Source organism: Caulobacter sp. FV1ye6ST (genome assembly GCF_058681225.1).
Genome location: NZ_CM178733.1, coordinates 525,408 through 544,696, shown reverse-complemented (window position 1 = coordinate 544,696; position 19,289 = coordinate 525,408). Strand labels below are relative to the sequence as shown.

The 19,289-nt window shown below is 68.1% G+C and carries 17 protein-coding genes; 12 read left to right on the top strand and 5 right to left on the bottom strand.

The window, feature by feature from the left end; all coding sequences use genetic code 11:
* The first annotated feature begins 110 nt into the window (after positions 1 to 110).
* The 3 genes from tipF (at position 111) to ACW175_RS02625 (ending at position 2,908) form a co-directional block, all read left to right on the top strand.
* Entirely contained in the window at positions 111 to 1,385 is a 1,275-nt protein-coding gene (gene tipF, locus ACW175_RS02635) for a flagella assembly cyclic-di-GMP phosphodiesterase TipF (RefSeq protein WP_492104883.1), read from the top strand.
* Positions 1,386 to 1,484: 99 nt separating this feature from the next.
* Complete coding sequence (locus ACW175_RS02630) at positions 1,485 to 2,210, top strand: methylated-DNA--[protein]-cysteine S-methyltransferase (RefSeq protein WP_492103116.1); 726 nt, start codon at positions 1,485 to 1,487, stop codon at positions 2,208 to 2,210.
* A 17-nt stretch (positions 2,211 to 2,227) separates the two neighbouring features.
* Positions 2,228 to 2,908: a 2OG-Fe(II) oxygenase gene (locus ACW175_RS02625; protein WP_492104882.1), complete on the top strand. Its 681-nt coding sequence runs from the start codon at positions 2,228 to 2,230 to the stop codon at positions 2,906 to 2,908.
* On the opposite strand, the gene ACW175_RS02620 is transcribed toward ACW175_RS02625, so the two are convergent.
* On the bottom strand, positions 2,905 to 3,471 hold the full coding sequence (locus tag ACW175_RS02620) for an NnrU family protein (protein ID WP_492103115.1): 567 nt from the start codon (positions 3,469 to 3,471) through the stop codon (positions 2,905 to 2,907). The genes ACW175_RS02625 and ACW175_RS02620 overlap by 4 nt on opposite strands.
* A gap of 146 nt (positions 3,472 to 3,617) precedes the next feature.
* Here ACW175_RS02620 and ACW175_RS02615 point away from each other — a divergent pair, with 146 nt between their 5' ends.
* The 7 genes from ACW175_RS02615 (at position 3,618) to ACW175_RS02585 (ending at position 11,557) form a co-directional block, all read left to right on the top strand.
* Positions 3,618 to 4,478 carry a TIGR01459 family HAD-type hydrolase gene (locus ACW175_RS02615; protein WP_492103114.1) on the top strand — a complete coding sequence of 287 codons (861 nt, stop codon included), beginning with the start codon at positions 3,618 to 3,620 and terminating at the stop codon, positions 4,476 to 4,478.
* A 20-nt stretch (positions 4,479 to 4,498) separates the two neighbouring features.
* A complete protein-coding gene (locus ACW175_RS02610; protein ID WP_492103113.1) occupies positions 4,499 to 4,924 on the top strand; it encodes a MaoC family dehydratase in 426 nt (141 codons plus the stop codon).
* Positions 4,924 to 5,865 (top strand): bifunctional riboflavin kinase/FAD synthetase, encoded by a 942-nt coding sequence (locus tag ACW175_RS02605; protein ID WP_492103112.1) that lies wholly within the window; start codon positions 4,924 to 4,926, stop codon positions 5,863 to 5,865. The genes ACW175_RS02610 and ACW175_RS02605 overlap by 1 nt, the downstream gene beginning before the upstream one ends.
* Before the next feature lie 92 nt (positions 5,866 to 5,957).
* Positions 5,958 to 7,064 carry a S1C family serine protease gene (locus tag ACW175_RS02600; protein ID WP_492103111.1) on the top strand — a complete coding sequence of 369 codons (1,107 nt, stop codon included), beginning with the start codon at positions 5,958 to 5,960 and terminating at the stop codon, positions 7,062 to 7,064.
* Between the two features lie 165 nt (positions 7,065 to 7,229).
* Positions 7,230 to 10,193, top strand: coding sequence for an isoleucine--tRNA ligase (gene ileS, locus ACW175_RS02595; protein ID WP_492103110.1), 2,964 nt, complete (start codon positions 7,230 to 7,232; stop codon positions 10,191 to 10,193).
* Between the two features lie 158 nt (positions 10,194 to 10,351).
* Positions 10,352 to 10,861 carry a signal peptidase II gene (gene lspA / locus ACW175_RS02590; protein ID WP_492104881.1) on the top strand — a complete coding sequence of 170 codons (510 nt, stop codon included), beginning with the start codon at positions 10,352 to 10,354 and terminating at the stop codon, positions 10,859 to 10,861.
* A 123-nt stretch (positions 10,862 to 10,984) separates the two neighbouring features.
* Positions 10,985 to 11,557 (top strand): DUF3035 domain-containing protein, encoded by a 573-nt coding sequence (locus ACW175_RS02585; RefSeq protein ID WP_492103109.1) that lies wholly within the window; start codon positions 10,985 to 10,987, stop codon positions 11,555 to 11,557.
* A gap of 61 nt (positions 11,558 to 11,618) precedes the next feature.
* Here the strand turns inward: ACW175_RS02585 and ACW175_RS02580 are convergent, their stop codons facing one another.
* A complete protein-coding gene (locus ACW175_RS02580) occupies positions 11,619 to 12,647 on the bottom strand; it encodes a TraB/GumN family protein (RefSeq protein ID WP_492103108.1) in 1,029 nt (342 codons plus the stop codon).
* 142 nt (positions 12,648 to 12,789) lie between these two features.
* Between ACW175_RS02580 and mutL the strand changes: the two genes are divergently transcribed.
* The gene (gene mutL / locus ACW175_RS02575; protein ID WP_492103107.1) at positions 12,790 to 14,715 is read left to right on the top strand and encodes a DNA mismatch repair endonuclease MutL; all 1,926 of its coding nucleotides are present in this window, start codon (positions 12,790 to 12,792) and stop codon (positions 14,713 to 14,715) included.
* Here mutL and ACW175_RS02570 read toward each other — a convergent pair.
* The 3 genes from ACW175_RS02570 to ACW175_RS02560 form a co-directional block, all read right to left on the bottom strand.
* Complete coding sequence (locus ACW175_RS02570; RefSeq protein ID WP_492103106.1) at positions 14,712 to 15,485, bottom strand: MerR family transcriptional regulator; 774 nt, start codon at positions 15,483 to 15,485, stop codon at positions 14,712 to 14,714. The genes mutL and ACW175_RS02570 overlap by 4 nt on opposite strands.
* A gap of 89 nt (positions 15,486 to 15,574) precedes the next feature.
* Positions 15,575 to 16,942 carry a hypothetical protein gene (locus ACW175_RS02565; RefSeq protein ID WP_492103105.1) on the bottom strand — a complete coding sequence of 456 codons (1,368 nt, stop codon included), beginning with the start codon at positions 16,940 to 16,942 and terminating at the stop codon, positions 15,575 to 15,577.
* A gap of 87 nt (positions 16,943 to 17,029) precedes the next feature.
* Complete coding sequence (locus ACW175_RS02560) at positions 17,030 to 17,626, bottom strand: GNAT family N-acetyltransferase (RefSeq protein WP_492104880.1); 597 nt, start codon at positions 17,624 to 17,626, stop codon at positions 17,030 to 17,032.
* 159 nt (positions 17,627 to 17,785) lie between these two features.
* On the opposite strand from ACW175_RS02560, the gene ACW175_RS02555 reads away from it, so the two are divergent.
* Positions 17,786 to 19,093: an acyl-CoA dehydrogenase family protein gene (locus tag ACW175_RS02555; RefSeq protein ID WP_492103104.1), complete on the top strand. Its 1,308-nt coding sequence runs from the start codon at positions 17,786 to 17,788 to the stop codon at positions 19,091 to 19,093.
* Positions 19,094 to 19,289: the final 196 nt, after the last annotated feature.

The window sequence follows — 19,289 nt, the reverse complement described above, 5'->3', positions numbered from 1 at the left end:
ATGATGCTCCTTAAGGGCTGTTAGGACCGAATGGCGCAGGGTCGTTAATAGATTAGACTCTTGGCGCGCCGGTCGGTCTGATTGCGTCTTACGATTCGTGTGGGCGGATGATGCGTAGGCTGATGCTGTGGCTCCTGACGGGGGCTTATCTTTGTCTGGCTCTGATCGTCTCCCTCTTCCTCTGGAGGATGGGCGCGACCCCGGCTGTCGGCGTCTCGGCCTTCATCGGCAGTCTGGGCCTGGCCTTCGCCTTCCACGGCGTGCTGGGCCAGACCTTCCTGGCGGCCGCCTTGCGCGGCGACATCGACACCGTGCGCGAAGCCCACGCCATCCTCCTGGACCAGATCGAGAAGGTCGACGCCCGCGTGTCGGATCTCGTTGAGTCGGTCGCCGCCGACGCCCAGCGCCGCACCGAGGAGCTGTCGACGGAGGTCCACCAGCTGGAAGACCTGATCGCCGGCATGAACGACCGGCTGGAGCATCAGCTGAACCACCAGGTCGCCGCCGCCTCGGCCCGCAGCCACAATCTGGGACGCGAGCGCGCGCCGCACGCCAGCCACATGCTGCAGGTCGTGCAGGACGCCCTGGCCGAGAACCGCGTCGACCTCTACCTGCAGCCGATCGTCAGCCTGCCCCAGCGCCGGACCGTGTTCTACGAAAGCTTCTCGCGCCTGCGCGACGAGACCGGCCGCGTGATGATGCCGGCCGAATACCTCGCCGTGGCAGAGCCCGAAGGCCTGATGACGGCCATCGACAACCTGTTGCTGTTCCGCTGCGTGCAGATCGTCCGACGCCTGGCCAAGCAGGACCGCAAGGTCGGGATCTTCTGCAACATCTCCCTGGCCAGCCTGGGCGACGAGAGCTTCTTCCCGCAGTTCCTTGAGTTCATGCAGGCCAACAAGGACCTGGCCGGCGCGGTGATCTTCGAGCTGGGCCAGGCGGCGTTCGATCGCCGGGGTCCGGTCGAGGCCCGCCACATGGCCCGGCTGGCCAGCCTGGGCTTCAGCTTCAGCCTCGACAAGGTCAGCGACCTGGATCTGGACTTCCAGGACCTGGCCCGCGCCGACGTCCGCTACCTGAAGGTCGGCGCCCAGATGATGCTGGACCAGCTGGAAGAGCAGGACGGCAAGCTGGTCATCGCCTCGCTGCCCGACCTGAACGCCACCGACTTCGCCGCCCTGACCCGCCGCTACGGCATCGAGGTCATCGTCGAGAAGGTCGAGGCCGAGAAGCAGATCGTCGACATTCTCGACCTGGACATCGGCTATGGCCAAGGCCACCTGTTCGGCGAGCCGCGCGCCATTCGTGACGCCGTCCTGGCCGAGGCCGAGCCGCCGCAGGACTTCATGCGCGGGGCCCTGCGTCGCCGCGCCGTCGCCTGGTAGGGTCTTTCGACTGCTGACAGCTTTGGGCGCCAAGCCGCAAGCTTCGGAATGACCGGGGCCGCGGCGCGGCGCACGATCTCCTCACGAAAGGAGATCCCCATGATCGCTGCGACCTATCCCAATGACGACGCGCGCTGGGACGCCATGCGCGCCAAGGATCGCGCCGCCGAAGGCGCCTTCTATATCGGCGTGCGCACCACCGGCGTCTATTGCGTCGCCAGCTGCGGCGGCCGTCCGCTGCGCCAGAACGTCGCCTTCCACGCCACGCGCGAAGACGCCCGCGCCGCCGGCCTGCGCGCCTGCCTGCGCTGCAAGCCCGACATCAACCGCGAGACCCTGCGCTCGGCGGTCGGCGAGACCAGCCTGGGCCTGGCTCTGGTCGCGCGTTCCGAGGCGGGCCTGCGCCTGCTGACCCTGGGCGATGACGCCGAGGCGCTGCGGCGAGACCTGGAAAAGCGCTTCAAGCATGCCCGGATCGCCTGGGACGCCGAAGGCCTCGCCGCCGACCTGAAGGCCGTGGCCGATTTGATCGACCATCCCGGCCAGGCTCCAGACCTGCCGATCGACGCTCAGGGGACCGAGCTGCAGAAGGCCGTCTGGGCCGCTCTGCGCGAGATCCCGGCCGGGCGGACCGCCTCCTACGCCGACATCGCCCGCGCCATCGGCCAGCCCACCGCCTCACGCGCCGTGGCCCAGGCCTGCGGGGCCAATCCGCTGGCCGTGATCACGCCCTGCCACCGCGTGGTCCGCGCCGACGGCGGCCTTTCCGGCTACCGCTGGGGCGTCGAGCGCAAGCGGGCCTTGCTGGCGCGCGAGGCGGCGTGACCCTCGCTCAGACCCGGATGGACTGGAGCCACATCGCCGCCGAGCTCGACGCGCGCGGCTGGGCCCTGACCGGCCCGATCCTGAAACCCGAGACTTGCCAGGGGATCGCCGACCTCTATCCGCAGGACGCGGGCTTCCGCGGTCGGGTGGTCATGGCCCGCCACGGCTTCGGGCGCGGCGAGTACAAGTATTTCAGCTATCCCCTGCCGGATGTCGTCCAGCGGCTCCGGCAGGGCCTTTACGGACCGCTGTCGACGATCGCCAACGCCTGGGCCGAACGCCTGGGCGAGAACCGCCGCTTTCCGGAAGCGCTGGACGACATGCTGGCCCGCTGTCGCGAGGCCGGCCAGGCGCGGCCCACGCCCTTGCTGCTGACCTATGGCCCCGGCGACTACAACTGCCTGCACCAGGACCTCTATGGCGAGCACGTCTTCCCGCTGCAGGCGGCGTTCCTGCTGGACGAACCGGGCCGCGACTTCGACGGCGGCGAGTTCGTCATCGTCGAGCAGCGGCCCCGGCAGCAGTCCGCGCCGCGGGTCGTGCCGCTAAGGCAAGGCGAGGGCGTGATCTTCGCGGTGCGCGAACGGCCGGCGGAAGGCGTGCGCGGCGTACATCGGCGCGTGCTGCGGCATGGGGTGAGCGAGGTGCGTTCAGGTCGGAGACGGACGCTGGGGGTGATCTTCCACGACGCGACCTAACCCAGCGGCGAAACCCCGAACAGCAGCCGGTGCAGGACGAACACGAACACCGCGTACAGCGCCGTGCCGGCGACCACCGCGATCACATCCGCGACCGGCCTGGTCACGACCGGCGCCGGCTCGCCGCGTCTCAGCGCCGAGATCAGGTCCGCGATCGCCCAGACCAGGAACGCGCCGAACAGCAGCGCCGAGGCCTGGTCGCCATTGGCCAGCAGGTGGCCGGCCGACCACAGGATGGTTCCCAGCAGCATCGGATGGCGCACGGTCGCCTTGATCCGTCCGACCGGCCCGTTCGATCCTGCCAGCAGCACGAAGGCTATCCACACCAGGCCCATCGCCGCATGGCGTCCCCAGGGCGGCGGATCATAGAGCCGCGGCGCCATCGGTCGGAACTGGATCCAGCCCCAGATGATCAGGCCCAGCCCCACCGCCGAGAGGACGGAATACAACCCCTTCCACCGCCCCGAATGGGCGGCGACCTGAGCGTTGCGGAACGGCGCGGCCAGGATCCGCGTGGAGTGGACGCCCAAAAACAAAGCCAGCCCCAGGATCAGTATCGTCATCGGCCCCTCCTCTTCGCCCGGAGGATAGTCACGGAACGCCGGTCTTCGAAAGCGTCGCCTTCTGGCCCTTGAATCCCAGCCCCTCGCGAACAGCTAAGGCGGGGGCGACATTGACGCCCGCCGCTTCACTCGGTACCGCCGTCGCCATGATGGACTTCCCCGCTGGCCTTTCCGCCCTTTCCGACCGCTATGACGTGGTCCTGTGCGACGTCTGGGGCGTGATCCACAACGGGGTGGAGAGTTTCCCGCAGGCGTGCGCGGCCCTGACCCAATGGGCTAAGACCAAGGGTCCGGTGGTGCTGATTTCCAATTCGCCGCGCCCGTCCTACGACGTGGTCGCCCAGCTCGACAGCCTGGGTGTGCCTCGCTCGGCCTGGCAGGGCTTCGTCACCTCGGGCGACGCCACCCGGGCGCTGCTGACGCCGCACACCGGGACCAAGGTCTGGAAGATCGGCCCCGAGCGCGACGGTCCTCTGTGGGCGGGCTTCGACCTGACCCTGGCCGGTCCCGAGGACGCCGACTTCATCCTGAGTTCGGGCCTCTATGACGACGAGAGCGAGGTCCCCGAGGACTATCGCGACCGCCTGAAGGTCGCCGCCGACCGGGGCCTTAAGTTCATCTGCGCCAATCCGGATCGTGTCGTGCAGCGCGGCGACAAGCTGATCTTCTGCGCCGGGGCCCTGGCCGATCTCTATGAGACCCTGGGCGGAAAAGTCGTCATGGCCGGCAAGCCCTATGCGGCGATCTACGACCTTGCCGTGGCCGAGGCGGCGCAGCTGCTGGGCCGTCCCGTCGATCGCGACCGGGTGCTGTGCATCGGCGATGGCGTGATCACCGACGTGAAGGGCGCCCACGACCAGAAGCTGGCCTGCCTGTTCATCGCCAAGGGCATCCATGGCGAAACGGCCGTCGGGGCCGATGGCCAGCTGATCCCGGAGGCCGTCCAGGCCCTGCTCGACGCCGAGGCCGTGGGCGCGACCCACGCCATCGGCGATCTGGTCTGGTAAGCAACAAGAACAAGGGGATCATGATGCAGGGCAAGTTTCTCGAAGAGCTGAGCGTCGGTCAGTCGGCGCAGCTGGTCCGCACCGTCGGCGAAGCCGACCTCGTCGCGTTCGCAGCTGTCACCGGCGACACCAATCCGGTGCATCTGGACGCCGACTACGCGGCCACGACCAGCTTCGGCGAACGCATCGCCCACGGCATGCTGTCGGCCGGCTACATCTCGGCGGTGCTGGGCACCACCCTGCCCGGCCCGGGCGCGATCTACCTGTCGCAGACGCTGAAGTTCAAACGCCCGGTCAAGATCGGCGACGAGGTCACCGCCATGGTCACCATCTCCGAAATCAACGCGGCCAAGGCCCAGGTCACGCTCGCCACCGTCTGCAAGGTCAATGGCAAGGCGGTGGTCGACGGCGAGGCCGTGGTCATGGTTCCGCGCAAGGTCGCCTGATGCCGCTCGAGATCGTCAACGCCTGGAAGAACCTCCCCGCCGAAGCGCGCGGCGCCGCCGTGGCGCTGGGCAATTTCGACGGCGTGCATCGCGGCCACCAGCAGGTGATCGCCCAGGCCGCCAAAGCCGCGCTCGCCGACCACACGCCGCTGGGCGTGATCACCTTCGATCCGCACCCGCGCCGCCTGTTCCGCCCGACCGAGCCGGCCTTCAAGCTGATGACCCACGCCCAGCAGGCCCGCGCCCTGGGCGGCCTCGGCGTGGATCTGCTGTATCTGCTGCCGTTCGACTTCGAGATGGCCAGCTTCGGCGACCGCGAGTTCGTCGAGAAGGTGCTGGTCGAAGGCCTCTCCGTGAAGCACGTCGCCGCGGGCTTCGACATCTCGTTCGGCCGGGGCCGCACCGGCAGTGGCGACCTCCTCAAGCGCTATGGCGAAGAGTACGGCTTCACTGTCTCGATCGCCGAGCCGGTAGCGAGCCGTGACGGCGAGAAGTTCTCCTCGACCGGCGTGCGCGACGCCCTGCGCAATGGTCAGCCCGATCAGGCCGCCCGCATCCTGGGCCGCCCCTTCGCCATCGAGGGCGTGGTGCGGCGCGGCCAGCAACTAGGCCGCCAGCTAGGCTTCCCGACCGCCAATGTCGAGGTCGAGGACTATGTGGTCCCCAAGCTCGGCGTCTACGCCACCCGCACCCGCCTGCCCGACGGCCGCGAAGTGCCCGGCGTGGCCAATCTGGGCAACAACCCCACCACCGGCATGGTCGAGACCCGGCTGGAGACCTGGCTGTTCGACTTCGACGAGGATCTCTACGGCCAGATCATCGAGACCGACCTGATCGCCTTCCTGCGCCCGGAACTGAAGTTCGACAGCCTGGAGCTGATGATCGAGCAGATCCACGAGGACGAGCAGGCGGCGCGGGCGATCGTGGCGCCGGGGTTCTGACTATTTCTCCTCCCCCGCCTGCGGGGGAGGAGAAACCCTTTCCCCTCCGCCCCCGCCCCGTTAACCTTGTTTAACGGCTGGGTGGGGACCGCATGCTCAAGGGGCGCAAGTACCAATATTTCGCGCGCGCCAGGCGGCCGGTGAAGGCGCGGGCGCACGAGATCCTGGCCTATCCCGAGGGCGCGCAGTTCGTGTTCGACACGGGCAAGGCGGTCGAGGTCGAGGGCGGCTATTGCGCCCTGCCCGACGGCGACCTGCTGGACGCCTATTCCAACGCCGTGGTCCGGGCGGTCGAGCGCGTGGGGCCCAGCGTCGTGCGCATCCATCCGATGCTGGAAGATCCCCGGATGTCCGGCGTCGGCTCGGGCTTCGCCATTGGTGAGGCCAAAGGGGTTGGGGGTAGCCTGATCCTGACCAACAGCCATGTGATCCAGGGCGCGAGCCGCTTCGTGGTCATCACGGCCGAGGGGCGCAACTTCACCGCCCGCTGCGTCGGCGACGATCCCGACACCGATCTGGCCGTCATCAAGATCGACCAGGCCGCCGACATCCCGGTGGCCCGGCTGGGCGACTCCAAGAAACTGCGGCGCGGCCAGCTGGTCATCGCCATCGGCGCGCCGCTGGGCTTCGAGGCCACGGTGACCACCGGCGTCGTCTCCGCCATGGGCCGGTCCTTGCGCGGCGAGCGCGGCCGGCTGATCGAAGACCTGATCCAGACCGACGCGGCGCTCAATCCCGGCAACAGCGGCGGGCCGCTGGTCAATTCGACCGGCGAGGTGATCGGCATCGCCACCGCCATCATCGCCGGCTACCAGGGCCTGTGCTTCGCGGTGGCGGCCAACACCGCCAAATTCGTGATCGGCGAACTGCTGGAGCACGGCCATGTGCGGCGCGGCTCGATCGGCCTGATCGCCCAGCAGGCCCCGATCCCGCCGACCCTGGCGCGGGCGACGGGCGTCCAGCAGCCCTATGCCGTCTATGTCGCCCATGTCGACATCGGCGGGCCGGCGGCCAAGGCCGGCATTAAGGAAGGCGACCTGCTGGTCGCGGCGGGGAGCCAGATCCTGACCGGCCTCGACGACCTGCTGCGCGCGCTGGACCACCACAGCATCGGCCGGGCCACCGCGTTCCTGGTCATCCGCAACGCCCGCCTGATGACCGTGACCGTGACGCCGAAGCTGCGAAAGCCGGGGGCTTAGCCGAAGCCTTTGCGCCCCGGCCCGCCCTCTGCTATCCCGCTGGCCATGAATTTCGTTCGGAAGATTTCGCGAATTATCCGCCCGGCGTGACGCCGCCGGACGACCTCCAGCGCGCGCCGGGTTTTCCCGCCCTCTTCCGATACCTTCAAGCCGGACACCTCTTCCATGGCCGACGACGCCACGACCGCCCGCGACTATCGCGAAACCGTCTTCCTTCCCGACACTCCGTTCCCGATGCGCGGGGGCCTGCCCAAGAAGGAGCCCGAGATCCTGGAGGGCTGGGCCGCCCTCTCGCCCAAGGGCCTGTACGGTGCTGTCCGCGCCAAGCGTCAGGCCGACGGCGCCCCGCTGTTCGTGCTGCACGACGGCCCGCCCTACGCCAATGGCGCCATCCACATCGGCCATGCCCTGAACAAGACGCTGAAGGACTTCGTGGTCCGCTCGCGCTTCGCCCTGGGCTACGACGTCGACTACGTGCCCGGCTGGGACTGCCACGGCCTGCCGATCGAATGGAAGATCGAGGAAGAGTTCCGCGCCAAGGGCCGCCGCAAGGACGAGGTCCCGGCCGAGGAGTTCCGCACCCGCTGCCGCGAATATGCCGGCGGCTGGGTCGAGGCCCAGAAGACCGAGTTCCAGCGCTTAGGGATCCTGGGCGACTGGTGGAACCGCTACGCCACCATGGACTTCACCAGCGAAGCCACGATCGTCGCCGAGTTCCACAAGTTCGCGGCCTCGGGCCAACTCTATCGCGGCTCCAAGCCGGTGATGTGGAGCCCCGTCGAGCGCACGGCCCTGGCGGATGCGGAGATCGAGTACCACGACCATGTGAGCCCGACGATCTGGGTGAAGTTCCCGGTCAAGGTCTATGACGAGGAGCACTATGCGCTGTCGGGCAATCCGGCCGGCGACAATGTCTTCCGCCTGGCCCCCAACGACGCCAGCGTCGTGATCTGGACCACCACCCCCTGGACCATCCCAGCCAACCGCGCCATCAGCTTCAACCCCAAGGTCGAGTACGGCCTCTATGAGGTGGAGGCCATGGAGGAGAACCTCGAGTTCGCGCCGTGGTCTAAGGCCGGAGACCGCCTGATCATCGCCGACAAGCTGGCCGAGGACGTCCGCAAGGCCGCCAAGGTCGCGACCTGGCGCCGGATCGAGCCCGTCGATCCCACAGGCCTGATCTGCGCCCACCCGCTGGCCCAGTTCGATGAGGGCTTCGGCTTCGACGTGCCGCTGCTGGCTGGCGATCACGTCACCGACGACGCCGGCACCGGCTTCGTCCACACCGCCCCGGGCCACGGCGCGGATGACTATCTGGTCTGGCTGAAGAGCGGCTACGCGCTGGACTCCATCCCCGACACCGTCGACCCCGACGGCGCCTATTTCCCGCACGTCCCGCTGTTCGCGGGTCTGAAGGTCATCGAGACCGAGGGCAAGAAGGCCGGCAAGTTCGGTCCCGCCAACGGCGCGGTGATGGAGAAGCTGATCGAGGCCGGAAACCTGCTGGCGCGCGGCCGGGTCGAGCACAGCTATCCGCACAGCTGGCGCTCCAAGGCCCCGATCATCTTCCGCAACACGCCGCAGTGGTTCATCCGCATGGATCAGCCGCTGGATAGCGGACAGACCCTGCGCGAGACGGCGATCCAGGCCATCGCCGACACCGCCTTCCACCCCGACGCGGGCCGCAACCGCATCGGCTCGATGGTCGAGACGCGTCCCGACTGGCTGGTCAGCCGCCAGCGCGCCTGGGGCACGCCCCTGGCCATGTTCGTCGACAAGGAGACCGGCGCGCCGCTGATGGACGAGGCCGTCAACGCCCGCATCCTGGCGGCCATCCGCGAGGGCGGGGCCGACGCCTGGTTCTCGCGTCCCGACGCCGACTTCCTGGGCGAGGCCCATGACGCGGCCCAGTACGAGAAGGTCGGCGACATCCTGGATGTCTGGTTCGACTCGGGCTGCACCCACGCCTTCACCATCGAGGGCCGCGCCGACAGCCACTGGCCGGCGGACCTGTATCTGGAAGGCTCGGACCAGCATCGCGGCTGGTTCCAGTCGTCGCTTCTCGAAGGCTGCGGCACCCGCGGCCGCGCGCCCTACAAGGCGGTTCTCACCCACGGGTTCACCCAGGACGAGAACGGCGAGAAGATGTCCAAGTCCAAGGGCAACACCGTCGAGCCGCAGACCATCACCAAGGAAAGCGGCGCCGAGATCCTTCGTCTGTGGGCGGCGATGGTCGACTATTCGGAAGACCAGCGGATCGGCAAGACCATCCTGGCCACGACAACCGACGCCTATCGCAAGCTGCGCAACACCACGCGCTACCTGCTGGGCGCCCTGGCCGGCTTCGACGAGGCCGAGCGGGTCACCGACTACGCCGACTTCCCGCCGCTGGAGAAGTACATCCTGCACCGCCTGTGGGAACTGGATGGCCAGGTGCGCGCCGCCTACGAGGCCTATCGCTTCGCCGACGTGACGCGGCCGCTGATCGAGTTCTGCCAGGGCGACCTGTCGACCCTGTTCTTCGACATCCGCAAGGACAGCCTCTATTGCGACGCGCCCAACGCCTTGCGTCGCCGGGCCTATCGCACGGTGCTGGACTATGTGTTCGAGCGCCTGACCATCTGGCTGTCGCCCCTGACCAGCTTCACCATGGAAGAGGCGTGGCAGACGCGCTTCCCCGAGGCGGGCTCCAACAGCCTGCGGGTGATCCCGGCGACGCCGGTGGAATGGCGCAACGACGCCGAGGCCGCCCGCTGGGCCAAGGTCGAGACCGTGATGTCGGTGGTGACTGGCGCCCTGGAAGTCGAACGCCGCGAAAAGCGCATCGGCTCGGCGCTGGAAGCCTCGCCGGTGGTCCACGTCGCCGACGCCGACCTGCTGGCCGCCTTCGACGGCCTGGACGCCGCCGAGGTGTTCCGCACATCCGCCGCGACCCTGGTCACCGGTGAAGGCGGCGCGTTCACGACCGAAGAGGTCAATGGCGTGTCGGTGGATCCGAAGCTGGCCGAAGGAAACAAGTGCGCCCGCTCGTGGCGCATCCTGCCGGAGGTGGGAACCGATCCCCGCTATCCGGAGCTTAGCCTTCGCGACGCTGAAGCCGTGGCGTACTGGGACGCGACGCACGGCTGAAACCTCCCTCTCCCATAGGGAGAGGGGTAGGGGTGAGGGGTTACGAGGTTTGACGGCGTGCCGGCACGCCGGCTACCGGTGAAACCCCTCACCTCCCACCGCTGCGCGGCGGGTCCCTCCTCTCCCCATGGGAGAGGGTGCAAGATGGATGGATGAGCTTGTCGTCACTGAAAATCACCCGCCTCGGCTGGACCGCCTACGCCGTCGCCGCCGCCACCCTGGTTCTGGACCAGATCTCCAAGCTCTGGGTCCTGGGCCTCCTCGGCCGCGAGCAGGGCTCTTCGGTACATGCCGTCGGTCCGCTGCACCTGACCATGGTCCACAACTACGGCATGAGCTTTGGCCTGCTGCGCGACCACGACTGGGGCCGCTGGCTGCTGATCGGCTTTTCGCTCCTGGTGGTGATCGGGCTGTCGTGGTGGGCGCGCAAGGCCACCAAGCTGCTGCCCGCCCTCGGTGTCGGCATGATCATCGGCGCGGCGATCGGCAACAACCTGATCGACCGGGTGCTGTATGGCTATGTCGTCGACTTCATCGACGTCTCGCGCCTGAACTTCCCTTGGGTTTTTAACGTCGCCGACTCGGCGATCAACATCGGGGTGGCCCTGCTCCTGATCGACAGCTTTCTCTATGGCGAGAAGAAGCTGGTCGAGCCGACAGAGACTTAAGACGCCAGGGCCTTTTGACGGAATGACGCCGCATTCGCGTGGGAGATTGGCGCCCGGGCGAGGATGTCGTATCGAGAGCGTCCAAAATTTGGGCCGGGGGTCGGCCTGCTGGAGCATGGTTTGATGAGTTTCAATCGGGTCGCGACCGTGAGCGCCCTGACCGCCGTGGCCGTTATCGGTCTGGCCGGCTGCACCTCGACCCAGAAAGCCCTGGGCATGAACAAGGTGGTTCCCGACGAATTCCGCGTCGTCAGCAAGGCTCCGCTGGCCGTGCCGCCGGACTACGCCCTGCGCCCGCCGGCGCCCGGCGAGCCGCGTCCGCAGGAACTGCAGCCGGAAAGCGCCGCTCGCGCCGCCCTGATCGGCCAGAGCAACGCCGCCGGTCGTTCGGAAGGCGAAAAGCTGCTGGTCGCCCGCGCCGGCACCGACAAGGCCGATCCGCTGATCCGCTTCGTGGTCGACGACGAGAACGGCGACCTGGCCCACAAGGACGAGAGCTTCGCCAGCAAGGTGATGTTCTGGAAGAAGGGCCAGCCCAAGACGACGAACGTCGCTACCGCCGCCGAGTCGGGCGCCAACGCCCCGGCCGAAGTCGACGCCGCCGCCGAGGAAGCCCGTCTGAAGAAGCTGGTGGGCGCCGGTGGCGTGGTCATTACCCGCGAGAAGAAGACCGGTATCAAGCTGCCGGGCCTCTAAGGCTCCGACGGCGTCAGAGATTCGAACGGCCCGGAGCCTCGCGGTTCCGGGCCGTTTTCGTTTAGGGCTGTACGTCGCCAGGCGTGGTGATCGTGTAGCCCTTGGCCTTCAGCTTGACCAAGACGCCCTCCTCCGACAGCAACGGCCGGAAGTTGACCAGCGCCACCGACTTGCCGGGCGTCTTCAGCGCCTGCTCAATGGCCTTGGTCGAGCGGTCGATGGTCTTGCGGATCTCCGAGGCCACGCCCGGCGTCGCCGACAGGCAGGCCTGGTAGCCGCGATCGGCCGCCGCCAGCTTGACCACGTCGCCCGTCGCCCAACGCTGGGCCGTCTCGGCGGTCTCGGCGACCCTTGAGCCGCCCGCCTCGGCCTCGCGCAGGCCCGCGTCCAGGCAGAACTCCTGCATCGGCTTGGGCAGCGAGCCGACCGACTTCAGGGCGTCGATCACGTCGTAGCCTTCCAGCTTCTGGATCCGTGGCCGCTTCTTCAGGTCGCCCTTCTTGGCGATCTCCTCGATCTTGTCGGCGACGCCGCCGCCCTGGATGCTGATCGAGCCGCCGCCCTTCTTCATGCTCGTGACCAAGAAACCGGCGAAGGCCGGCTTGATGTCGTCCATGCTGTCGAGCTTCTCGCCGCTGTCGGCCAGGCGCTTCTCCAGGCGGGCGCGCAGCTCGGGCGGCAGGGTGTCGCGCATCGGCTTGTCGGTCAGGAAATAGCGTCGGCCGCCCAGGGCCAGAGCGATGATCCGCACCACGCTGACGTCCGGCTCCGGCGCCATGATCAGGCGATTGGCGCCCTCCAGGCGACGCTCGACCACCGAAGTGTCGAAGGCCAAATTCCTGGGCGACAGGGCCGGAATGGCCAGGACGTAGACGGTGCTGTCGGCGTCGGACACCTTCCACCAGGCCGGGCCGGGCAGCTTGGCGTTGACGATCAGTTCCTCGACCAAGGACCCTTCCGGATCCGCGGCGCGCAGGTCGACCGGCGCGGTCTGATGGACCGAGACCTCATTGCGGGCCTGCGCCAGCGCCGATCCCCCGCAAAGCAGCGAAAGGGCGAGGCTGGCGGCGGCGAAACGGCGAAGGGTCACTATCTGTCTTCCTCGAACGGCGGCGGAATCGCGTTAAACTTCGCGATCTCCTCTTCGTTGGCTGATCGGGGTTCGTCCGGTCAACTTAAGGAGTTGCAATGCTGGCGCTTCTGCTCCGGCCTGCCTCGTGAAAGTCCCAGTGATGCCCATCCGTCGCCTGCCGCCCGAGACCGTCAACCGCATCGCCGCCGGCGAGGTGGTCGAACGGCCCGCGAGCGCCATCAAGGAGCTGGTCGACAACGCCATCGACGCGGGCGCGACGCGGATCGAGGTCGAGGCCCATGGCGGCGGCCTGACCCGCATCCTGGTGGCCGACGACGGCTGCGGCCTCTCGGCGGAGGAACTGCCCGTGGCCATCGAGCGCCACGCGACCTCGAAGCTCGCCCCCGACGAGGACGGCCTCTGGGACCTGTTGCGGATACACACCATGGGCTTCCGGGGCGAGGCCCTGCCGTCTATCGGCTCGGTGGCGCGGCTGACCATCAGCTCGCGCGCCAAGGGGGCCAGCGACGCCCATTCGATCCTGGTCGAGGGCGGCCAGGTCGGAGATGTGTCGCCGGCCGCCTTCCCAGGCCCGCACGGGGCGCGGATCGAGGTGCGCGATCTCTTCTACGCCACCCCCGCCCGCCTGAAGTTCATGAAGTCCGAGCGCGCCGAGGCCCTGGCGATCACCGAAGAGATCAAGCGCCAGGCCATGGCCAACGAGAGCATCGGCTTCTCGCTGGACATCGATGGCCGCCGCATCCTGCGCCTGCCGCCCGAGCATCCGGGACCGCAAGGACGCCTGGCCCGCCTGGCGGCCGTGCTGGGCCGCGACTTCCAGGACAACGCCATCGAGATCGACCAGGTCCGCGACGGCGTGCGGCTGTCGGGGTTCGCGGGCCTGCCGACCTATAATCGCGGCAACGCCGCCCACCAGTACCTGTTCGTCAATGGCCGCCCGGTGCGCGACCGCCTGCTGCAAGGCGCCCTGCGCGCCGCCTATGCCGACTTTCTCGCGAGGGACCGCCACCCGACGGCGGCGCTGTATGTGACGCTCGACACCAGCGAGGTCGACGTCAACGTCCACCCCGCCAAGGCCGAGGTCCGCTTCCGAGATCCCGCCCTGGTACGCGGCCTGATCGTCGGGGCCCTGCGCCACGCCCTGGCCGGCGCCGGCCACCGCGCCTCGACCACGGTCGCCACGCAAGCCCTGGACAGCATCCGCGCCCAGCAGAGCCCGTTCTCGGGATATCAGCCCAATTCTTATCAAGGGGGCCCCTCGCCCGCCGGCTTCTCGGCCTGGCGCGAAGGCGGGTGGACGCCGCCGACGCAGCGTCCGATGGATCTGCCGGGGCTGAACGAGGTCTCGGCGCGCGTGGAACCCAGCTACTCGAATGGTTTCGGCGGTGAACTGGCCGAGGTCGTGCGTGAGGCGTACACCTCCGTGGCCTTCGAGGATCGCCCGGCGCAGGACTACGCGTCCGCCGCGCCGTTCGACCCCGTCGACTTCCCGCTGGGCGCGGCCCGGGCCCAGGTGCACGAGACCTATATCGTCGCCCAGACCCGCGACGGCATGGTCATCGTCGACCAGCACGCGGCTCACGAGCGCCTGGTCTATGAGCGCATGAAGGGCGAGATGGCCGCCGGCGGCGTGTCCCGCCAGACCCTGCTGCTGCCCGAGGTGGTCGACCTGGATCCCGCCGAGGCCGAGCGCGTGGTCGCCCGGTCGGAGGATCTCGCCAGCCTGGGTCTCGTCATCGAGAGCTTTGGCCCCGGCGCGGTCCTCGTGCGCGAGACGCCGGCCCTGCTGGGCAAGACCGACGCCGCCGCCCTGGTCCGCGACATCGCCGACGACCTGGCCGAGAACGGCCAGGCCCTGGCTTTGAAGGAACGGCTGGAAGAGGTCTGCTCGACCATGGCCTGCCACGGCAGCGTCCGCGCCGGCCGCCGCCTGAACGGCGCCGAGATGAACGCCCTCCTGCGCGAGATGGAAGCCACGCCCCACTCGGGCCAGTGCAACCACGGCCGGCCGACCTATGTGGAGCTGAAGCTGGCCGATATCGAGAAGCTGTTCGGGCGGCGCTAAGCCGCCCGCTTCTCAGCGAACACCCGCATCGCCTCGGCCAGATACTCCGTCAGCCCCGGCGCGATCGCTTCGTAGCGGGCGGTGAACTCCGGATTCTCCAGATAGAGCCGCCCCAGCCCGGTGAACGCGTCCGGGGTGGGCTCGCGGTTCCAGGACTTGGCGATCCAGGCCCAGTGGCGGCGCATGATCGCCGCGACTGCGCCGCTGTCGGCTGGCAGGCCCTGGCCAAGCGCCTTGGCCATGTCGTGCTCGATCGCCGCTCCTTCCTGCTGGAAGCCGGCCCAGTCGCCCTTGCCCCAGCTCGTCATGCCGGCCTTCGAATGGGCGATCTTCTCAGCCATGCCGTCGCCGTAGCGCTCGACCAGTTCGGCCTCGTGCCTGGCCTGCTTCTCTGGGTCGAATCCCTTGAACATCTCTTTATCTTCCATCGTCTCGTCTCCTTTGAGGTCGGCGAGGGTGCGGTCCACGATGTCCACCAGCTTGGCGTAGCGTTCGGCCTCGGCCGCCAGGCGTTCGCGATGGGCGCGAAGCGCGGCGGCGAGGTCGAAGGCCGGGTCGTCCAGCGCGGCCTGGATGTCCTTGAGCGGAGTCTCCAGGGCGCGATGGAACAGGATCTGCTGCAGGCGCAGCAGGTCCTGGCGGTCATAGTAGCGATAGCCGTTGGCCCCGACGGCGCGAGGCCGCAGCAGGCCGATGGCGTCGTAGTGGTGCAGAGCCCGCACCGAGACGCCCGACAGCTTCGCCATCTGTTTGACCGTGTAGACGCTCATCCGGTGCCCTTGGTGACCTTCCCTCTTCGATGGAAGAACCAGTCAGGTCTGACGCGGCGTGAGGGTCAATGCCCTAAAATGACCGGGCTTCAGGCCGCGTTGGCCGCCGCCAGGGTCGCGCCGTCGGCGCTGGCCACCGGCTTTTCCAGCAGGTCGGTGACGGCGGGTCCGCGCACGAAGGCGATCCCGCCCGCCTTGCAGGCTTCCAGCTCGACCGCAGAGCAGACATTGGCCGCGGCCTGGGCCACGCCCTTGGCGACGTAGGCGGCCTTGCGCTCGACGAACTTGAGGATCTGCTTCAGCCGATCGTGCTCGGTTTCGCCGCTCAGCACCAGGGTGATGCTGTCGACCAGCTCGTGCGGCAGGCCCGAGATCGGGAAGGTCGGGTCGCAGACCTGGACGTCCATCCGCGAAAAGCTGCCCTTCAGGAACAGGCGCATCTGCTGCAGCATGCCGATCGAGGCCTCGCGCGGCGTGGCGTAGATCGTGGCGGTCAGGCGCGGCTGATGGTCCAGCGGATAACGCGAGAGGCGGCTCTTATAGGCCTCCTGCGATGACGGGGTGGTCAGGTTCCAGAACCCGAACGGGGCCTGGATCTCGCCGAAGGGGGCGGCCTTGAGGACGGCCTGGGTGTCGGTCAGACAGATCAGGTCGCGCTTCAGCAGCTTGCCATCGTCCTCTGGCGGCGGGCCAATCAGGTCCGATCTCATGCCGATCGCCGAGCCGACGAAGGCCCCCTGGGCCAGATCATAGACGCCCCACCAGCCGGTCTGGGCCGGCGGCGGCGGGGCCGCGACCTTGGCCGCGGCAAGGCTGGGCGGCGGGGCCGGCCGAGCCTTGGGCGGTTCCGGCGCGACGGCCGCGGCGACAGGCGGCGGAGCCGGGGCGGCGACCGGCTTGACCGGTTCCGCCGCGGGGGCGGCGGAGACGGGGGCGGCGGCCTTAACTGGACGTTCCGGCGTCACGGTCGTGGCGGCGGCCAGGCCCGGCTTCTTGGCGCTGGCCTTGTCCTCGGCGAAGGTCTTGGCCTCGGCCCGGGTGCTGGGGCGGGGCTCGACGCTATCGGCGGTGACCACGTGGACGCGGCCGGCCGGGCCTTCATAGCCTTCACCGGCCATCAGGCCCGCCAGTTCAGCCTGGGTCAGGGCCGCGAATTTCAGGACGGCCTGCTCATCGCCCTCGAAGGTCATCAAGGCGATCTGGCCGATCGGACGCCCGGGGAAGAGCACCTTCTCCAGCTCGGCCGCCACGGCCTGCATTTCGGTAGGGTCGAGGGTCTCGACGCGGTTGTCGGCCAGGACGAAGGCCAGAGGCGCCACGGCTCCGCACTTGCGCGGCGCACGCCATCGGGCCTTCAGGAACGCGTCCGCTACCCCCTGAGCCTTGTGCTTGGGGACTTCACCCTGCTGACTTTCGCCAACGGTGAACAGGATGCGCAGGCAACAGATGGCCGTCATGGAACAGGACGTTAGAGGCGGAAGCTTTGTGAACGGTTACAACCGTTGAGCTAACGTCGTTTTATTTCTCCGCCCCTGGGAACCTTTTTAGACGAACGTTTCGCTGAGGCGGAATTCTAGCCGTTCGCGGATCGCCGGCCAGTCGTAGTCGGTGATCGAGAAGACCGCCGTGTCGCGGATGTGGCCAGTCCAGGTGACCTTGTGGTTGCGCAGCACGCCTTCCTTGCTGGCCCCCAGCTTACCGACGGCGGCCTGGCTGCGGGCGTTGCGGACGTCGATGTTGAACTCGACACGGATGGCGCCAGCCTTCTCGAAGGCGTGGGCCAGCATGAGGCGCTTGCTCTCCGGGTTGATCGGGCCCGAGCGCGCGTCGGGATTGAGAAAGGTCGAACCGATCTCCAGCCCGCCATGCAGGCGGCGGATATTGAGGTAGCTGGAAGTGCCGACCACCTTGCCGTCAGACAGGCGGCGGATGGCGAAGCCGATACGCTCGCCCCGGTCGGTCTCGCCCCGCAGCGCGCCCCAGAAGTCCTCGAAGCCCTCGCCGCAGCCGTTGACCGACATGATCTCCCAGCTGGCGGGATCGCAGTCGACGGCCCCCTGCAGCTCTTCGCGGTGATCGATGGTGATCGGTTCAAGCCGCACATAGCGGCCCTGCAAGGTATCGGCGGTCAGGTTCAGCATGATCGTGTTTTCGGACACGAGCGCCGCCGTGACAACCCAGTTCGAACAGCCCCCTCGGCGCCGGTCCCCACCTGCCCGCTTGCCGCCCGCGGAAAGCCGGTCTACAAACACTTCAAACAAGCGTTTGACACATTGAGAACCGGGCAGAGGGAAACGACCATGGACTTCGATATCTCCCCCACGCAGCGCGCCTTCCTGGACCGCGTCACCGCGTTCATGGACGAGCACATCGTACCGGCGATCCCGGTCTACGAGGCCGAGATGAACGTCCTGGGCGCCGAGCGCTGGAAGGTCGTCCAGGTCGTCGAGGAACTGAAGGCGAAAGCCAAGGCCGCCGGCCTGTGGAACTTCTTCATGCCGCCGCACAGCGGTCAGGTGCACGTCGACGACACCTTCCAGTTCGAAGGCGTGCAACTGACCAATCTGGAATACAGCCTGATCGCCGAACAGCTTGGCAAGGTCGGCTTCGCCTCGGAAGTCTTCAACTGCTCGGCGCCCGACACCGGCAACATGGAAGTGCTGATGCGCTATGGCACGCTGGCGCAGAAGGAAAAGTGGCTGCGCCCGCTGATGAACGGCGAGATTCGTTCGGCCTTCCTGATGACCGAGCCGGCGGTGGCCAGCTCGGACGCCACCAATATCGAGACTTCCATCGTCCGCGACGGCGACCACTATGTGATCAACGGCCGCAAGTGGTGGTCCTCGGGCGTGGGCGATCCGCGCTGCAAGGTCGCCATCGTCATGGGCAAGACCGATCCCGACAACGCCAGCCGCCACGCCCAGCAGAGCCAGGTCCTGGTGCCGCTGGACGCGCCGGGCATCGAGATTGTCCGCATGCTGCCGGTGTTCGGCTATGACGACGCCCCGCACGGCCACGCCGAGGTCATTCTCAAGGACGTGCGCGTGCCGATCGAGGACGCCCTGCTGCTGGGCGAGGGCCGCGGCTTCGAGATCGCCCAGGGCCGCCTGGGCCCGGGCCGTATCCACCACTGCATGCGCACCATCGGCACGGCGGAAGTCGCGCTGGAAAAGATGTGCAAGCGCCTGATGAGCCGCAAGGCCTTCGGCAAGTACGTCTCCGACCACTCGGTGTGGGAAGAGCGCGTCGCCGACGCCCGTATCGACATCGAGATGTGCCGCCTGCTGTGCCTGAAGGCCGCCGACATGATGGACAAGGCCGGCAACAAGTCGGCTCGTCTGGAGATCGCCATGATCAAGGTCGCGGCCCCGCGCCTGGCCCTGAAGATCATCGACGACGCCATCCAGGCCCACGGCGGCGGCGGCGTCACCACTGACTTCGGCCTGGCCAAGGCCTATGCCGGCATCCGCACCCTGCGCCTGGCCGACGGCCCGGACGAGGTGCACCAGCGCACGATCGCCCGCATGGAATACGGCAAGTACGGCGACCTCGTTTACAAGCAGAAAGCGGAGAAGGAAGCCGCCCTGCACGTGCCGGGGATCCGGTAGGTTTTTCCTTCTCCCCTTGCGGGAGAAGGTGTCGACGCAGTCGACGGATGAGGGGTCGCGCGAGCGGCCCCTTTTTCGTGCGCGGCGGTAAGGCCTATCAACCCCTCATCCGACCGCTTCGCGGCCACCTTCTCCCACAGGGTGAGAAGCGAGCAACAAACGGGCGGACACCCTCGCCTCGGCCGGCGATGATCAC

Excerpts from the sequence above, each read along its gene's own strand:
- ACW175_RS02620 (WP_492103115.1), bottom strand. The coding sequence starts at position 3,471 with ATGACGATACTGATCCTGGGGCTGGCTTTGTTTTTGGGCGTCCACTCC.
- ileS (WP_492103110.1), top strand. The coding sequence starts at position 7,230 with ATGGCCGACGACGCCACGACCGCCCGCGACTATCGCGAAACCGTCTTC.
- ACW175_RS02585 (WP_492103109.1), top strand. The coding sequence starts at position 10,985 with ATGAGTTTCAATCGGGTCGCGACCGTGAGCGCCCTGACCGCCGTGGCC.
- ACW175_RS02565 (WP_492103105.1), bottom strand. The coding sequence starts at position 16,942 with ATGACGGCCATCTGTTGCCTGCGCATCCTGTTCACCGTTGGCGAAAGT.
- ACW175_RS02560 (WP_492104880.1), bottom strand. The coding sequence starts at position 17,626 with ATGCTGAACCTGACCGCCGATACCTTGCAGGGCCGCTATGTGCGGCTT.
- ACW175_RS02555 (WP_492103104.1), top strand. The coding sequence starts at position 17,786 with ATGGACTTCGATATCTCCCCCACGCAGCGCGCCTTCCTGGACCGCGTC.
- mutL (WP_492103107.1), top strand. The coding sequence starts at position 12,790 with ATGCCCATCCGTCGCCTGCCGCCCGAGACCGTCAACCGCATCGCCGCC.
- ACW175_RS02610 (WP_492103113.1), top strand. The coding sequence starts at position 4,499 with ATGATGCAGGGCAAGTTTCTCGAAGAGCTGAGCGTCGGTCAGTCGGCG.
- tipF (WP_492104883.1), top strand. The coding sequence starts at position 111 with ATGCGTAGGCTGATGCTGTGGCTCCTGACGGGGGCTTATCTTTGTCTG.
- ACW175_RS02630 (WP_492103116.1), top strand. The coding sequence starts at position 1,485 with ATGATCGCTGCGACCTATCCCAATGACGACGCGCGCTGGGACGCCATG.
- ACW175_RS02570 (WP_492103106.1), bottom strand. The coding sequence starts at position 15,485 with ATGAGCGTCTACACGGTCAAACAGATGGCGAAGCTGTCGGGCGTCTCG.
- ACW175_RS02625 (WP_492104882.1), top strand. The coding sequence starts at position 2,228 with ATGGACTGGAGCCACATCGCCGCCGAGCTCGACGCGCGCGGCTGGGCC.
- ACW175_RS02605 (WP_492103112.1), top strand. The coding sequence starts at position 4,924 with ATGCCGCTCGAGATCGTCAACGCCTGGAAGAACCTCCCCGCCGAAGCG.
- ACW175_RS02615 (WP_492103114.1), top strand. The coding sequence starts at position 3,618 with ATGATGGACTTCCCCGCTGGCCTTTCCGCCCTTTCCGACCGCTATGAC.
- ACW175_RS02600 (WP_492103111.1), top strand. The coding sequence starts at position 5,958 with ATGCTCAAGGGGCGCAAGTACCAATATTTCGCGCGCGCCAGGCGGCCG.